The sequence below is a fragment of the Paenibacillus xylanexedens genome, from assembly GCF_017874615.1.
GTDB lineage: Bacteria > Bacillota > Bacilli > Paenibacillales > Paenibacillaceae > Paenibacillus > Paenibacillus xylanexedens.
Window position 1 is genome coordinate 134,884 of the sequence record NZ_JAGIKV010000013.1, and the last position, 15,599, is coordinate 150,482.

15 protein-coding genes are annotated in these 15,599 nt (G+C 45.4%); 4 read left to right on the forward strand and 11 right to left on the reverse strand.

Translation table 11 applies throughout. The annotated features are described in order from the left end of the window. Positions 1–42: 42 nt before the first annotated feature. Positions 43–144: a stressosome-associated protein Prli42 gene (prli42, locus tag J2Z28_RS17945; RefSeq protein WP_017687624.1), complete on the forward strand. Its 102-nt coding sequence runs from the start codon at positions 43–45 to the stop codon at positions 142–144. Between the two features lie 26 nt (positions 145–170). Here the strand turns inward: prli42 and lipB are convergent, their stop codons facing one another. The 5 genes from lipB to lpdA all read right to left on the reverse strand — a co-directional run bounded on the left by lipB (position 171) and on the right by lpdA (position 6,064). Further along, on the reverse strand, positions 171–878 hold the full coding sequence (lipB, locus tag J2Z28_RS17950) for a lipoyl(octanoyl) transferase LipB (protein WP_017687623.1): 708 nt from the start codon (positions 876–878) through the stop codon (positions 171–173). A 111-nt stretch (positions 879–989) separates the two neighbouring features. Beyond that, entirely contained in the window at positions 990–2,435 is a 1,446-nt protein-coding gene (locus J2Z28_RS17955; protein ID WP_211083516.1) for a dihydrolipoamide acetyltransferase family protein, read from the reverse strand. 47 nt (positions 2,436–2,482) lie between these two features. Continuing rightward, positions 2,483–3,469 carry an alpha-ketoacid dehydrogenase subunit beta gene (locus tag J2Z28_RS17960; RefSeq protein ID WP_017687621.1) on the reverse strand — a complete coding sequence of 329 codons (987 nt, stop codon included), beginning with the start codon at positions 3,467–3,469 and terminating at the stop codon, positions 2,483–2,485. A gap of 2 nt (positions 3,470–3,471) precedes the next feature. Continuing rightward, positions 3,472–4,500 carry a thiamine pyrophosphate-dependent dehydrogenase E1 component subunit alpha gene (locus tag J2Z28_RS17965; RefSeq protein ID WP_017687620.1) on the reverse strand — a complete coding sequence of 343 codons (1,029 nt, stop codon included), beginning with the start codon at positions 4,498–4,500 and terminating at the stop codon, positions 3,472–3,474. A 139-nt stretch (positions 4,501–4,639) separates the two neighbouring features. Beyond that, positions 4,640–6,064 (reverse strand): dihydrolipoyl dehydrogenase, encoded by a 1,425-nt coding sequence (lpdA, locus tag J2Z28_RS17970; protein WP_211083517.1) that lies wholly within the window; start codon positions 6,062–6,064, stop codon positions 4,640–4,642. A 224-nt stretch (positions 6,065–6,288) separates the two neighbouring features. Here lpdA and J2Z28_RS17975 point away from each other — a divergent pair, with 224 nt between their 5' ends. Beyond that, entirely contained in the window at positions 6,289–6,606 is a 318-nt protein-coding gene (locus tag J2Z28_RS17975; RefSeq protein WP_211083518.1) for a DUF2627 domain-containing protein, read from the forward strand. Positions 6,607–6,669: 63 nt separating this feature from the next. Then, complete coding sequence (locus J2Z28_RS17980; protein WP_036607883.1) at positions 6,670–7,017, forward strand: potassium channel family protein; 348 nt, start codon at positions 6,670–6,672, stop codon at positions 7,015–7,017. Between the two features lie 8 nt (positions 7,018–7,025). Here J2Z28_RS17980 and J2Z28_RS17985 read toward each other — a convergent pair whose 3' ends face one another. Continuing rightward, complete coding sequence (locus tag J2Z28_RS17985) at positions 7,026–7,238, reverse strand: hypothetical protein (RefSeq protein WP_211083519.1); 213 nt, start codon at positions 7,236–7,238, stop codon at positions 7,026–7,028. 176 nt (positions 7,239–7,414) lie between these two features. On the opposite strand from J2Z28_RS17985, the gene J2Z28_RS17990 reads away from it, so the two are divergent. Further along, positions 7,415–8,014 carry a thymidine kinase gene (locus J2Z28_RS17990; RefSeq protein WP_017687615.1) on the forward strand — a complete coding sequence of 200 codons (600 nt, stop codon included), beginning with the start codon at positions 7,415–7,417 and terminating at the stop codon, positions 8,012–8,014. A gap of 120 nt (positions 8,015–8,134) precedes the next feature. On the opposite strand, the gene J2Z28_RS17995 is transcribed toward J2Z28_RS17990, so the two are convergent. From J2Z28_RS17995 to J2Z28_RS18015, 5 genes are all read right to left on the reverse strand, one after another. Then, on the reverse strand, positions 8,135–8,611 hold the full coding sequence (locus tag J2Z28_RS17995; protein ID WP_017687614.1) for a hypothetical protein: 477 nt from the start codon (positions 8,609–8,611) through the stop codon (positions 8,135–8,137). Positions 8,612–9,145: 534 nt separating this feature from the next. Next, a complete protein-coding gene (locus tag J2Z28_RS18000) occupies positions 9,146–9,796 on the reverse strand; it encodes a hypothetical protein (RefSeq protein WP_211083520.1) in 651 nt (216 codons plus the stop codon). A gap of 394 nt (positions 9,797–10,190) precedes the next feature. Next, entirely contained in the window at positions 10,191–11,228 is a 1,038-nt protein-coding gene (locus J2Z28_RS18005) for an NAD(P)/FAD-dependent oxidoreductase (protein ID WP_047843595.1), read from the reverse strand. A 159-nt stretch (positions 11,229–11,387) separates the two neighbouring features. Next, positions 11,388–13,361, reverse strand: a complete 1,974-nt coding sequence (locus J2Z28_RS18010) for an AraC family transcriptional regulator (RefSeq protein ID WP_211083521.1) — start codon at positions 13,359–13,361, stop codon at positions 11,388–11,390. Positions 13,362–13,556: 195 nt separating this feature from the next. Then, positions 13,557–15,518 carry an AraC family transcriptional regulator gene (locus J2Z28_RS18015; protein WP_211083522.1) on the reverse strand — a complete coding sequence of 654 codons (1,962 nt, stop codon included), beginning with the start codon at positions 15,516–15,518 and terminating at the stop codon, positions 13,557–13,559. Positions 15,519–15,599 lie beyond the last annotated feature (81 nt).

Consider the following 15,599-nt stretch of genomic DNA (forward strand, 5'->3'; position numbering starts at 1 on the left):
CTATGGCTTGTTTACTTTATGTTGAAAGGAGTTCTCTCATCAATGCAAAAAAAGAAATGGTTCAAAATCATCATCTATCTCATGCTGATCGCCATGATTGGGTCCACCCTTTTCATAGCTCTCGAACCGTTGCTGTTCGGATAGCAACCTAAAGCCTTTCGACGAACTGTTTACAGACGTTGAAGGGCTTCTTTTTCGGTGACCCAATTAATCTCATATGGAAAAATACGATTAAAGTATGGAACAATCTCCTGCGCTACCTGTTCCACTGCATAGGACTTACCCGTTATATCCTCCAATGAGGTAACGCCATACTGCTCAATCCCACAAGGAACAATCCCCTGAAAACCAGCATGTTGAATGCCTGAGCTGATGTTAAATGCAAATCCGTGACTGGTCACGAAACCGCGGCGGTGTTTGCAACGATTAAACTTGATTCCGATCGCAGCAATCTTCATATCGCCAATCCACACACCCGTGTAACCCTCTTTGCGTCCGGCTTCGATGCCCTGGTCTGCGAGATAATCCATAAGCACCTGCTCAAGTTTCCGTAAATAGCCGTGTAAATCCAGGTCTTCATCCCGACCAAGAACCAATAAAGGGTAGCCTACCAACTGGCCCGGACCATGATAAGTAATATCACCGCCACGGTCAATTTGAAACAATGAGATTCCTTGCTCACGCAACTCTTCCGGACTGAGAAGCAGATGCTCCGGATGATTTTGTGAGCCGATCGTATACGTTGGCGGGTGCTGTAAGAGCAGCATCTGCTCCGCTCCCTCGCCCTCGTCCAATCGCTGCACAATCGCTTTCTGGCGGTTCCAAGCCTCTTCATAATCAAGCATCGGTATGTATGCAACATCCAACGGCTTGCTCATGATTCCCCACACCCTTCTGCTCCAGGTTCAATGTACAATTGAGCACATGTCCATAAACAGCAGGAAAAGTGCACGGCCTCCGGCACATACACTTTCCCGTCAACTATTTACTTAATACACCTTGCTCTCCATGGTATATCCTTCAAGGTTTTCTTTGACACGTTGCAAGAAACGTCCGCTGATTACACCATCCAGGATTCGGTGATCCAGCGACAGACACAGGTTAGCCATCGAGCGAACAGCGATCATATCATTAATAACCACTGGCTTCTTGACAATCGACTCAAATGTAAGAATTGCTGCCTGCGGGTAGTTAATGATTGGCTGGGACAGGATCGAACCAAATGAACCTGTGTTGTTCACCGTGAACGTACCACCTTGCATATGGTCCAGCTTTAACGTACCTTCACGTGTTTTGCGAGCCAGTTCATCCACTTCACGGGCCAGACCTGCAATATTTCGCTGATCAGCATGTTTGATTACGGGTGTAAGTACAGAATCTTCGGTTCCTACCGCCATGGACAAGTTAATGTCCCGTTTGACGATAATTTTGTCCACTGCCCATACCGAGTTCATGATTGGGTAGTCTTTAATCGCGTTAACGACTCCCTTCATCATGAAGGACAGATATGTCAGATTGATGCCTTCCTTACGCTTGAACTCATCCTTGAGTTTATTGCGCAGCATCACGAGATTTGTTACGTCCACTTCGATCATCGTCCATGCATGCGGGATTTCCGATACACTTTGACGCATATTCCGGGCAATGGCATTACGCACAGGGGTAACATCGATGAAATACTCCGATCTTCCCTGGCCGCCACCTTCCACTTCGATCTGGGGAATTTTCGGACTTTCGGTTAGATGAATGCCAGAATGCCTCACTGGAACACCTGCATCTCTTGCTGAGATCGCGTCTCTGGATGTTAAACCCATTTCTCCATTTCCACGATTCACTCCGCTGAATGGAGAAGCAGACGACAAGCCAGAAGGCGCATGCTGTAATGAAGCAGATGATGCTGGTGCAGACGATCCAGCCGCGTTACCTCCCTGTGCAACAAATGTCAGCACATCTTTACGGGTAATACGACCACCAGCCCCAGTGCCTTGGATGCTTTGCAAGTTCAAGCCATGCTCTGCTGCCAAGGATTGCACTGCCGGGGAATACCGATTACGCATCGGCTGGTTAGGATCATGTCCTGCTGTATTTGACGTGGCAAGAGGAGTGTGGCTCGCATGTTGCTGCACTTGCTCCTGTTGCTGCGATACTTGTGTTACTTGCTCAGCCGCTTCTTCGTCAGAAGCTGCGACCTGCATGCGGCAGATTGCTTCACCAACAGCAATCGTTGTGCCCTCTTCAACCAAAAGGTCACCCATAATTCCATCCACAGTGGATGGAATCTCGGCATTAACTTTATCAGTGATTACTTCACAGATCGGCTCGTACTGTTCCACACGGTCGCCCGGTTTTTTCAACCATTTGCCTATGGTAGCCGAGACCAGCGATTCCGCCAATTGCGGCATAATGACCTCGATCCATTTCATACGTTCAGCCATTTGATTATCACTCCAAACTTTACTTTTAAACGATACAAAAAACGAAATTAAAACTCGGCAAGTGTACGCATTGCTGCTTTGGCTTTGTCCTTGCTCAGCATGTAGAATTTCTCCAATGTTGGGCTAATTGGCATGGCCGGCACATCAGGTCCGCAGAGACGCTGAATCGGTGCATCCAGTTCAAATAGACATTCCTCACTAATAATCGCGGCAACTTCGGCACCTACACCACCCGTTTTGTTATCTTCGTGTACGATCAACACTTTGCCTGTCAGACGAGCGGAAGCAATAATCGCTTCACGATCCAACGGTTGCAATGTGCGCAGATCCAGAACGTGTGCTGTAATGCCTTCTTCACGCTCCAGCTCCTCAGCAGCCTGCATGACAAAATGCAGCGGCTGACTGTAACCGATCACCGTAATATCCGCACCCTCACGAAGTACGTTGGCTTTACCAATCGGAACGATGTAATCATCTTCAGGCACATCTTCCTTGATAAGTTTGTAGCATTTTTTATTTTCAAAAAAGAGTACCGGGTCCGGGTCGCGAATAGCGGCCTTGAGCAGTCCCTTAGCATCGTATGCCGAGTAGGGAGCTATAATTTTCAGACCAGGTGTACCAAAGAAAATCGATTCCGGACATTGGGAGTGATATAACCCACCGAAGATCCCGCCACCAATCGGCGCACGGATAACAATCGGACAACTCCAGTCATTGTTGGAACGATAGCGGATCTTCGCCGCTTCACTAATGATCTGGTTGGTTGCCGGCAACATGAAGTCCGAATATTGCATCTCGGCAATCGGCTTCATGCCATACATCGCTGCACCAATGGCAACACCTGCAATAGCAGATTCAGACAAAGGTGTGTCCATCACTCGCATTTCACCAAACTGATCTTGCAGCCCTTTAGTTGTGGTAAACACACCACCTTTGAGACCTACGTCTTCACCAAGGATAAAAACATTCTCATCCCGTTCCATCTCTTCTTTCATTGCGAGACGGATTGCATCAATATATTCCATCACTGCCATACTTACCGTCCCCCTTCTTCGCTGTCCGCATAAACGTGCGTCAGAGTGTCCTCAGGTTTAGGATATGGCGCGTTGTCTGCATATTCAGTTGCTTCTTTCATTTCCAGCGCAAGCTGGGAAGCCAGATCCGCATCCCGAGCTTCGTCCCAGATGCCACAATCGATCAAGTAGTTCTTCATGCGAGGAACGCCATCTTTCTTCCAGTTCTCCTCAACTTCCTCTTTGGTCCGGTAAGCCAGATCATTATCGGAGGTGGAGTGAGGTGACAACCGATACATCATCGCTTCAATCAATGTCGGGCCTTCCCCGGCTATGGCACGGCGACGCGCTTCCTTCACTGCAGCATATACTTCTAATGCATCGTTACCATCTACACGCAGTCCGGGGAACCCGTATCCTTGTGCTCGATCGGATATTTTGCCGCTCAACTGTTTGTGAATCGGTACCGAAATTGCATATTGATTGTTCTCACACATAATAATGACAGGCAATTTATGCACACCTGCAAAGTTGGCTCCCTCGTGGAAGTCACCCTGATTGCTTGATCCTTCGCCAAACGTAACAAAAGAAACAAATTCTTGCTTCTTCATTTTGGCAGCCAGTGCAAATCCAACAGCGTGCGGAACCTGTGTTGTAACCGGGCTGGAACCCGTCACAATCCGCAGCTTTTTGTGACCGAAGTGACCGGGCATTTGCCGACCGCCACTATTCGGATCTTCCGCCTTCGCAAAAGCAGACAACATCAACTCACGCGGAGTCATGCCTACCGCCAGTACAAAACCGTAATCGCGGTAATAAGGTAAATAATAATCGTGATCCCGATCCAGACCAAAAGCAGCGCCTACTTGCGCAGCTTCCTGTCCTACACCGGATACGTGAAAGTTAATTTTGCCAGCCCGTTGCAAGAGCAAGCAACGCTCGTCAAACTTGCGCGCGAGCAGCATGTATTTGTACATATCCAATACTTCACCATCGCTAAGTCCCAGCTGTTGATGCCGGTGGACCGCGTCTGCAGTACCTTGTGAACTCATATGAGGTACCTCCTTTTAATCAGAGCCTGTGCCATACTTACTACCCGATCTTATAACCTGGTACTAAGACTTGGCTTAACCTTATTATAATCCCTTTTACCCAAAAAAGGAAAGGACCTTTCTCATAAGCTTGTTTGACTTACATTCCAATGGCCTTTCCATCGACCGCCAACATGGCTTCACCCATAATTTCCGACAGAGAAGGGTGCGGATGAATGGTTTGTCCGACTTCCCAAGGTGTGGCATCCAGCATCTGAGCCAGAGAAGCCTCAGCGATTAATTCCGTCACATGGGTGCCAATCATATGTACCCCCAATATATCATTCGTCTTGGCATCTGCGATCACCTTCACGAATCCATCCCGACTTCCGTGAATGAGCGATTTGCCAATGGCCGAAAATGGGAACTTGCCTGTTTTAAGTTCATAGCCACGTTCTTTGGCTTCTCGCTCGGTGAATCCGATGCTTGCTGCTTCCGGACGTGTATACACACAGCGCGGGATACGGTGGGATTCTACGGCATGTACCGTTTCGCCCGCCAGATGATCGACAGCGAGAATGCCTTCATGACTTGCGGCATGTGCAAGCTGTAAACCGCCGATGCAGTCACCAATGGCGTAGATGTGACCTTCGCCGGTCTGTAACTGTTTGTTCACAGCGATGAATCCACGCTCCAGTTTGATATCTGTATTTTCGAGTCCGATATTTTCGACATTAGCCTGACGTCCAACCGACACGAGCATTTTCTCCGCTCTCAGCGTTTCCTGCTTATCTTCACCAAGCTGCACATCAATCTGGATGCCCTCTTGATCCGTGTTATATGTTTCGGTTAGAACGGTGGCACCTGTCAGGAAACGGACACCTCGTTTGCCGAGCAATCGCTGCATTTCTCTGGCAACATCCTCATCCTCGGCAGGCAACACGTGAGCAGCTGCTTCTACTACTGTGATGTCTACGCCAAAGTCATTCAGCATGGATGCCCACTCCAATCCAATCACACCCCCACCGACAATGATGAGTGATGCAGGAAGTTCATCCATACGCAGTGCTTCGTCGCTGCTCATTATGAATTTGCCGTCCGGTTCCAGGCCCGGCAACACACGTGGACGCGAACCAGTGGCAATGATGAGATTGGTTGGAACTACCGTATCCATCTCTCCATCTTCAAACTCCACAGCGACTGCTCCGCTCTGCGGTGAGAAAATGGATGGTCCGATGACGCGACCTTTCGCGTGTACAACCTGAATTTTATTTTTTTTCATCAAATATTGAACGCCCTGATGGAGCTGTTCGACAATTGCATCCTTGCGCGCCTGTACTTTGGGAAATACAAGTGTAGCTCCAGCTGTCTCGATACCATACGTCTCGCTCTCCTGGATTTCGGCGTATACTTCCGCGCTTTTCAGCAAAGCCTTACTCGGAATACAACCACGATGCAGACAGGTTCCACCAAGCTTGTCTTTCTCAATAATAACGACCTGTTTTCCCAGCTGTGCAGCCCGGATCGCGGCTACATATCCACCGGTTCCTCCTCCAAGAATTGCAACATCACATGTAATTGGCATCTCTCATGCTCTCCTCTATGAATCAAATTTCAATATAATTTATGATGGCTTAAATCATGGTTTGGCTTATACCCTCTATATGCCATTGTACTCTCCTTGAGCGGTCAACTCAAAGTTTGAAGCAATCACACATGGACAGCCTATGCATTCCAAGCTATGATGGAATCAGGTATGATCTGTAAGCGTAACCTTTATTTAATGTCGACTTTGGCAGAAAGGGTATAATGCTCATGAATACAAGATTGGTCTTTACGCGATTTTTGGCAATTGTTGTCCTGGTCATCCCCGGGTTAATGGCAATGAAGGGTTTTCTGATGATGAAAGATGCCCTGTTCCTATATTATGCCGAGCACGGTAACGAACTGATTTCACCAGGATTCCAGTGGCTTTCCTTTGGCGGTGGACTTGTCCTTTTTGCCGCAGGTATGAGTTTTCTGGGAGGCTGGATCCTGTTCCGTGACCGCAAGCGTAATTATGTAGGTCCCCGTTTCCGGTCCAAAAGTGTACCCGAAAAAGCAGAGACGCCCGGAAGGACTCCATGAGTCCGGGCTTTTTGTGTGTTCATACAACACACCGCCTACTTTACATAGACAGGATGGATCATCATGGTATCATTTCTAATCACGTTACAACGATTGCTCAAAGGCATTTTCCATGCGTTCAAAGACCCCAAGTTTCTGGCTCTGTTCGCGTTAACGGCAGCAACGTTGCTGTCAGGCACTTTATTTTACACTCGTGTTGAAGGTCTGCACTGGATCGATGCGTTATACTTCTGTGCGGTTACCCTGACTACGGTGGGACATCCTGAATTTGTGCCAACCACCGGATTCAGCAAAGCCTTTACCGTGATCTACATGTTTGCAGGCATTGGTCTCACCTTTGCCATGATTGCCCGAATTACAGCAGGTATTCTATTCCCTCGCAAATTAAAGACAGAAGAGGACCCGGAGTAATCTCCGGGTCATTCGTATAAGGCTTCCCGCAGTTTGGTAGACATACGTGATTCTTTGGAAGAAGACTTCAAGATCGTTCTACGCAAGGTAAGGTTACTTGCCTGCAGTCTCTCCGCTTCTGCGAACAGTACTGCAAATAATGCCTGCGCCGCTTCATCTAGAGATCCCTGTTCTTTCAGGCTTTCATATCGCTCTTGAAGTGATGTTAATGCTTCACTCATACTAAACACCTCTTTTCACAACTCCTGTTAACTAGCTGCCGTAACCAATACCTTAACAATCCATATAGTAACACAAAGCTGCGCAGATTAGTTCTGGCTCTTTCCAAAGATTTTGTGGTACTCTGTAAAGGTCGCTTTTTTTGTTGAATCCCGTATGTGAGAGGAGTAGCAGCACCGTGCAAACAGGACGTATTACCGTAATTACTGGACCCATGTTCAGTGAAAAATCCGGTGAACTCATTCGCCGTTGTCAGAAATTAATACAATTTGGCCGTAAAAAGGTTGTGGCCTACAAACCAGCCGAGGATAATCGGTTTGCCCAGGACGAGATCGTAAGCCGAATTGGTTATCGACTCCCTGCCCATTCCATTCCCCGGCAATTAACCCCGGAATCCGTAGAAATGATCTTGAACCAAACCATAGATGCTGATGTTGTTGCATTTGATGAAGTACAATTTTTCAGCAGTGCCATTATGGAACTTGTCTCGGAGTTAGCGTATTGCGGCAAACATGTCATTGTGGACGGACTTAATATGGATTACCGTGGTAAGGAATTCGGATATGTCGGTGGTTTGCTTGCCATGGCAGACGACATTGAGAAACTCTCGGCTTTCTGTGCGGTATGTGGCAGCCCGGATGCAGCCTTTACGCAACGTATCGTCAATGGGGAGCCTGTTACCTTGGGTCCGGTTGTCATGATTGGCGATTCAGAAGCTTACGAGCCACGCTGTCGTTGCTGCTTCATTCCTCCTCACAAAGTTGAATGCTCATCATAATTCCTAAAAGATCTTAGATATCTTCCAAAAAGGCCCCTTGGGGCTTTTTTTGTTGTTATAGAGCAAACATTCGCACAAAAAAGCACCGCTTCGCAGCGATGCTTCCAGAGTCACTTCCCGCTAGTCCCGGGAAACAAAATATTTGTTGGTCATGTAGTAAGCGTCACCACGCGACGTTTCCACCATTCCTTTTTTGGCATCCAAAAATACAATCTCTTTACACTTTGTACAGTACCATTTTGTGCGCTTGTATGGAGATTCCGTCACATAAGCCGTGCCACATTTACAATCAATCTTCATTAATAACTCGGTTGATTTATAAGCACTGGACAAGCGTTCCAGGTTATCCTGCTGCTGTGTGGGCATAATGGTCTGCTGATAATCCGATAAATGATTTTGAACCTTAAAGTCTGCTACCAATCCTGCATTCAATCCAAAAAACTCCTTGCCGATTTCGGTCACGAAGCGCTTCTCATTTCTGTAGCAATCCAGCCACTCAATAATCTGCTTATTAGACAGTGGAACCGTACCCTTGATACCGCTGTTTAAGGTGTAGGTCATGATGTATAAAGTATCGTCTTGTCTACCTGAGTACATTAGAATCCTCCTTCGAATACATTTGCTAATGTACTACAAAAACGCGCATAAATCAAAAAATTCTTATTTCCTGAGCGCATCTCTTCTTATTAAATGGGAAACATTCCACGTTCATCCGCCAAAGACTTACAAGAACTGCATACACCTGAAACATTTCCCTGTGGCGCCGCATAATGTACGACCGATTTAACGTTTTTCTTGCATATGGAACAGTAGTGCCTCCTTTCCTTTTTTGGGATATAGTCCGATAGCTTAACCACGTTTTTGTTCGGTCGGAATCGTTGTAAGAAACCCGGCCATTTCATCTCGCTTCACTCTTTCTTGTTCGTCTACTTCGTAGTCATTTTTGTACTCTGGGCTAAAAATCATCTCGACTTTTTTTATGTATACGATTCCAAGTTGTGCGTGCCTATCTCATAATCTATTCGACGTTTTGAGCGTTTTTCCTGTTTTTAATCTCTACACATACAAAAAAAACCGACAGAACCTGCTCTCCTTATTTTCGGAAGAACAGTATTTTAGTCGGTTCCAGCCTTATTTATAAAAAGTTCCCAGAACGTCCAGCTCTGATGAGCGCTCAATTCGAAATGGATAGATATAACCCTGATTCATTCGGGTAAATTTGCGGCTCCACAGATCCAGTCCCGATGTGAACTGATAGGCCTGATATATAAACTTAGAGCAATAATTGCGCTCAATACTGCGCAGATTGGTCTGCAAACGGTAGAATTTCACCTGCTTGTAATGGTCATGTACCCACCCGGCTGCTTTCATTCCTGCCTCATTCAATCTGGAACGGAATACAATGAAGCGATCTCCTTCATAAAACCGCGTGAGATACCACTCTAATGAATCAGCAAATACAGGCCCATAAGGGTGCACATGATACACCTTGCCGTCGAGACCAATAATGCCCATATGCCCGGCGTAATACGTCGATTCCGAGCTTGGCGTGTACACAATATCCCCTGGCTCTAGCTTCATTTCGCCCAACGCGTTAATAGGTAAGTCCTGACGCAACCGTTTGGCTGCTAAACGTTCACGCCGCCCTTCAACCAACAAGCGATGAAGTGCGCCAGCCAGTGCGAGATACAATTCAGACCATTTGATCTTTTTCATATCAGATCGTTTGAACCACCGCTGGATGAAGGTGAAACCTCGTTGTGGCTGTGATCCCTTTTTCATACGCTGCACTCCACTCTGACCTAGTTATTGTATCTATATAAGTTGAATTAAAGTTTATTTACACTGACACTACGATGACAGAACAATCTTCCAATCGCTGTTATCCCCAGATTTTTTCGATTCCCTTTTTCTTAAGGGAAAATCCGGTGATAAAGGCGACCGCTTCGCTTTTTCAGATTTTTTCTGTCCTCTCCGTTATCGTGTAAATGATTATTTCAACTTATATAGTGTCATTCTACAGTTTCTCAGCCTTATTATAGACATTTGGTGGTTCATGTTCAATTCTAAGCGTGTTCTATCTTGTGCCATTATGCCTTCTTATTACCCATTTTATGCAAAAAAGATGACTTCGGAATGAACCCGAAGTCATCTTAATATAACCGATCGAAGACTTTTATTCTTCTACAACACCTAGAGCTTTATTTTTCTCCTTAAAGCGGCTGTTATGGGAAGAAACATAAGCCACTTTTTCCGCTTCAGGGTCCATGTAAAGCTTCGCACTGTTTACCGCTAGCGCTGCATCTGTGAAAGTACCCGCAATCAGGTACAGTTTGCTACCATAATCTACAAAATCGCCTGCGCCAAACACGCCGGGAATATTGGTTTGCAATCTCTCTGTTGTAGTGACATGCCATTCGCCAAGATCAAGTCCCCAATCCCGGATTGGACCAAAGTCACTCTTCATGCCGTGGTTTACAATGACAGCATCGACTTCAAGCAGTTCAGTTTCACCTGTATCCACGTGTGAGATGGTCACCTGTTCAATCACATCACCACTCATACTATGCAGTGTCTCTACCGCATATGGTGTACGGACATCTACAGATGATTCTCTCATACGTAGTACATTACGCTCCAACCCGCCAAACCGGTCACGACGATGCACAACCGTAACTTGCTCTGCCAGTGCTTCCAGTTCATTCGCCCAGTCCACAGCAGAGTCGCCTCCACCCGAGATCAACACACGTTTACCACGGAATGGTTCTAGTTCCTGCACAGTATAGTGCAAATTGCTAACCTCATAGCGGTCTGCACCTTCAAGCTCCAGCTTGGCCATTTTATATATACCATATCCGATTGCCATAATGACGGTACGTGTCCAGTGTTGCTCACCTGTTGCAGAAGTTAACAGAATTGTGCCATCAGGTTGACGCTCGAATCCTTCGATCTGTTGTTCAAATACGAGGGTTGGCTCAAAAGTTCTGGCCTGTTCTTCCAATTGTTTAATCAGATCTTCACACAGAATTGGCGTCACACCCCCGACATCCCAGATCATTTTCTCCGGATAAAAGAGCATGCGACCTCCCAATCTGTCACGTGCCTCAATCAACTTGGTCTTCATATCTCGCATGCCGCTATAAAAGGCAGAGTACATGCCCGCAGGGCCACCGCCGATAATGGTTACATCATAAAGTTCCAACTGCTGATTCATATTAAAAATACCTCCGTTAATTCGATCCAGAACATCGAGTATTTGATATCGATTCTCATTATCACTTAAATCCTAGTGTAATGGTAATCTTATCAAAATACAATGGCTAAAAAACAAACATTTCTTGTACAAAAATTCTACGAACACATCTTCTCTTTACTATTGCGCTCTTGGAGCCGCCAACAGCTTTTCAACGACAAAATCAAGTTGTTTATTAATTGAATAGATATCCGAATAATAGAAGAAATCGAAATCAATCTCAATTAGACGACCTTCTTTGATCGCTGGGATACTGCTCCATATTGGATTATCCGTCAAGTTATCTGCCCCTTCATACACAGAGCGAAACACGTAGTCCCCGATATATTCAGGCAGTACTTCCATGGATAAATTAGAGCCTCCCGCTTCCGAAACTACATCAATTTTTTTCTGTACGACTTCAGGTGCTTTCATTCCCAAGTATTCATATACCGCCTGAGATCCACGGCCAAATTGTTTGCTCTCTACAATAACCATACCTTTCAAACCACCCTCCACAATGGAGATTGTTTTGTCCAGTATGCCTGCATCTGCAAGAGTTTTTTTACTCTCTTCGACTTTGTTGTTGAGATTGGTGATTAACGTCTCGGCTTCCTGTTCTTTGCCAAAGATACTTGCTATATCATGAAGTCTCTCTTCGGTAGTCAATTTCTCATACGGAATATATACCGTAGGTGCAATATCTTTTAATAACGTATACGTCTCTTCTGAAGGAACAATGATCAGATCCGGATCAAGATCAATGACAGCTTCAGGATTCGGTTCAAACCAGGTACCCAATGCGTTTACACCCTCTAGCTCACTCTTGTATGCAGCCCCGTCATATACATCTGAGGTAGCGATTGGCTTAACTCCAAGTGCAACGACATCCCCCTGGAGATACAATACAACAACCCGTTTTGGATTCGCTGGAACAACTACGTCACCCTTAACCGTTGAGACCGTGCGTGTTTCATTGTCTTTGTTCGTCTGGCTTCCTGTGTCTGATGATACTGCCGTACTGCTGTTATTGGAACTGGCACCCGTTCCTTCGCCAGCTGCTGGTGTTGTTGCTGTACCTGAAGAGCAGGCTGCGAGCAGCATCGTTATGCTCAATAATGCAACCATAATCATACTAGAACTTGTTTTTTTTCTTTTCATTGGTGTAGACCCTCCGTCTATATATTGATAATGATTCTCATAATCAATATATCCCGACTTCCATCTTCGGCCAATGGACGATTCAGAGATTACCAATGGACGATCCTCTGCTCTCGCTTCTTCTCTTATCTTTCGTTGATACTGAATCGGAGAGATCCCCACATGTTTTTTGAAGATACGACTAAAATAATACACATCCGAATATCCTACTTCTGCTGCAATTTCACTCAGCGTTGCATCAGATCGCAAAAGCAGATTGCGAGCCTTAGCGATTCGAGTCTGAATTAAATAATCAATGGGACTGTGACCCGTCTGTCGTTTGAATTGCATGGATAAATGTCGGGAGCTGTAGTTGAACTGTTCAGCCAGGAAATCAAGTGTGACCTGTTCCCTATAATGCTTCTGTATATAACGAAGTGTTTGTTTCACCGGGTCAGCAAGCTCTGTTTTGATCTCCTGCTCTGCCAATTGAACCATCATTTCATGAATGAACTGGTAAAACAAACTTTTTGTATGAAGCAGATCCAGACTGCCAGATTGTATCCACGCATCCTCAAGCTCATCAAGGTAACGTAACAGCCCCAGCGGACTACTCGGTGCAAATCCATATTGCAAAGAGAACGGTGCAACTTCCGGCTGTGCCAATAACCACTTTTTACGATAACTAGGGAAGGCAAGGAATGCTCTGTAATAGAGCAAAATATATTCGAAATCTTCGTTGGTTTGGATATCCAGTGAAGATCCTTTGGCCCCATGAAGCATGTAGAACCGCTCTGCCTTGTATGTTTGTCCATCCAATTGAAGCACAGCCGATCCTCGAATCGTATATATAAAACCATTTGCCGGAAGTGTATAGGCATCCAGTTGTGCTCCTGCCTCCATAACGATTCGGCGTATATCCAGAACCTTAACAGCGGCATGATTCCAGCATTTCATCTGTTCGTCTAATTGCATCGAATACTCTCCAATCCCAGCACACCCGTAACAAAGACTTTACAAGGTAAAGGTCATCATTCTGCCGCAAATCCTTATAACATATGCGTAGCAGAGGTTCACTAATATTCCTTTTATTATAGATGATAATAATTTTCATTATCAACTGAAATTTAGAGTGGAATTGGATTTCATCTCATTAAGCACAGGTTACATTTATTTTTGTCCAGATATCTTCGTAAACCACGCGGCCAATTCCTCAGTCTGATCCAATGTTGCAATCGGGTCAAAGTACCATGAACGATCCCGGCTCCAAATAAACACTCGATCATTCTTAACCGCATCCAGTGAACTCCAGACCGGTTTCGATTTCAACTCTTCCAGGGTCAGATTATCTGCTGTTAGAATAATGTAGTCTCCGGCAAATTCAGGAATCGCTTCCGATGAAACTTCAACCAGTTGATCCTTCATTAAGATCTCTTTTTTATCTGCAGGAGCATTCAAACCAAGCGCGCTATAGACTGCCTGACCTCCCCGACCAAAATTATCACCAAAGGCCAACGGTCCTTTATCATAAAACTGCATGACCGACACCTCGGCTGTTGGATCAATCGCCTCACCCACGCGCTTCTTGGCATCTGCAATTCTTGCGTCATAATCAGCTAACCATGCCTCGGATTCTTTTTCTTTATTCAGCACTTCTCCAAAGTAGGCAATCTCTTCATGGGTGTTTTTCAATTCGCCATATGGAACAACCAGGGTAGGTGCAATTTTGCTAAAGGAATCAAATAAATCAGGATTACCTGTCACAATGAGATCCGGTTCAAGTTCCAACACCTTTTCTAGAGAGATGGTTTCATATTCACCAATATTCTGCACGCCCTCAAGTGATTTGATAAAATAAGGATTTTTCAGGTTCATCTCGGGTGTACCCACAGGTTTGATCCCCAGGGCGATCAGACTTCCCAGATACAAGTCAACCACAATCCGTTTAGGTTCAGCAGGGATTGTAATGTCTCCCTTAACCGTTGAGACTGTGCGGGGTTCCGATGATTTGCTTTGATTCTCCGCTGTTACTGTGTTCGTGGAACTTGATGTACTTTTGCTTCCAGAAGCATCCCCGCTCGAATTACTGGCAACACCTGTTGAGCAGGCACTTAGCAGTAACGTAAGACTTAATAAAATGCTAAGCAGCATTCCCGTTCTTGTCTGTCTGTTCATATTTATTGACCCTCCGTGTTTATATTGATAATGATTATCACCATCAGTATAAACATACCTTCCACTTCCACCTCTGAAAATGTCATTTCGCGCCACACCTGATGTCAGATCAGGCCAATATAGGGGTGCTGAGGTCTTTTCTTTAAATTGCAAAGGAGAAAGACCTGTATGTTTCTTGAACATACGCCCCAAATAATATCCATCCGGATAACCGATTCCTACAGCGATCTCATCCAACGTGGCGTCCGTTTGCAGCAACATCTCCTTGGCTTTGAACAAACGAAACTGAATCAGATAATCGATGGGACTGGTTCCAGTCGACTGCTTGAACTTGCGTGACAAACTTCTTGGGCTGGTGCCAATCATTTCTGCCAAAACATGAAGTGTAAGTGGCTGGGTGTACGAAGACTCTACAATTTCAATGACTTTGCTGACCTGATCCAACATACTTGGATAACGAGTGGATACACGAGGAATCTGTGATGAGACCTGTTCCACAAATGCATAGAACAAACTCTTGGCCTGAAAGTGCTGAATAGGGTTCTTTTGATCCCACAAAAAGTGCATCTGTTTCAATTGCTCATATAGAATGGTTGGCATATCGGTGGTAAAGCCATAGTTCATTTGGAACGGATTGATACGCTCCATTAACCTTCCCAGATCGTTTCTCCCTCCACTAGGAAGGTTTGCTTTGTACATCAAGTAATATAGGCGCAATCCGGATTCGCCTGCTCGAATCATCAACTTACTCCCTTTTCCCCCATGAAAAATATAAAAGCGACTCACTTCATATGTTTGATTGTCAATCGTCACTCCAGCATCACCCTGAATGGTGAGTACAAAGGTACTTGTCGGAAATTTGTATTTCATCTCTTCATATGCCTCTAATTCCATGTAACGGATATCTGTTATACTCACCGCAGCATAGTTCCAGAGGATATAATAATCATTCCACATTTTGCTAACCCATCTCCGTCTACATAGATTGTGTCTGAACTTCCACTCGCTTATTGATAACCATTATCAATTATTATGATG

What these genes read in the sequence shown, in the direction of transcription:
- prli42 (WP_017687624.1), top strand. Translation starts at nt 43, where the DNA reads ATGCAAAAAAAGAAATGGTTCAAAATCATCATCTATCTCATGCTGATC.
- lipB (WP_017687623.1), bottom strand. Translation starts at nt 878, where the DNA reads ATGAGCAAGCCGTTGGATGTTGCATACATACCGATGCTTGATTATGAA.
- J2Z28_RS17955 (WP_211083516.1), bottom strand. Translation starts at nt 2,435, where the DNA reads ATGGCTGAACGTATGAAATGGATCGAGGTCATTATGCCGCAATTGGCG.
- J2Z28_RS17960 (WP_017687621.1), bottom strand. Translation starts at nt 3,469, where the DNA reads ATGGCAGTGATGGAATATATTGATGCAATCCGTCTCGCAATGAAAGAA.
- J2Z28_RS17965 (WP_017687620.1), bottom strand. Translation starts at nt 4,500, where the DNA reads ATGAGTTCACAAGGTACTGCAGACGCGGTCCACCGGCATCAACAGCTG.
- lpdA (WP_211083517.1), bottom strand. Translation starts at nt 6,064, where the DNA reads ATGCCAATTACATGTGATGTTGCAATTCTTGGAGGAGGAACCGGTGGA.
- J2Z28_RS17975 (WP_211083518.1), top strand. Translation starts at nt 6,289, where the DNA reads ATGCTCATGAATACAAGATTGGTCTTTACGCGATTTTTGGCAATTGTT.
- J2Z28_RS17980 (WP_036607883.1), top strand. Translation starts at nt 6,670, where the DNA reads ATGGTATCATTTCTAATCACGTTACAACGATTGCTCAAAGGCATTTTC.
- J2Z28_RS17985 (WP_211083519.1), bottom strand. Translation starts at nt 7,238, where the DNA reads ATGAGTGAAGCATTAACATCACTTCAAGAGCGATATGAAAGCCTGAAA.
- J2Z28_RS17995 (WP_017687614.1), bottom strand. Translation starts at nt 8,611, where the DNA reads ATGTACTCAGGTAGACAAGACGATACTTTATACATCATGACCTACACC.
- J2Z28_RS18000 (WP_211083520.1), bottom strand. Translation starts at nt 9,796, where the DNA reads ATGAAAAAGGGATCACAGCCACAACGAGGTTTCACCTTCATCCAGCGG.
- J2Z28_RS18005 (WP_047843595.1), bottom strand. Translation starts at nt 11,228, where the DNA reads ATGAATCAGCAGTTGGAACTTTATGATGTAACCATTATCGGCGGTGGC.
- J2Z28_RS18010 (WP_211083521.1), bottom strand. Translation starts at nt 13,361, where the DNA reads ATGCAATTAGACGAACAGATGAAATGCTGGAATCATGCCGCTGTTAAG.
- J2Z28_RS18015 (WP_211083522.1), bottom strand. Translation starts at nt 15,518, where the DNA reads ATGTGGAATGATTATTATATCCTCTGGAACTATGCTGCGGTGAGTATA.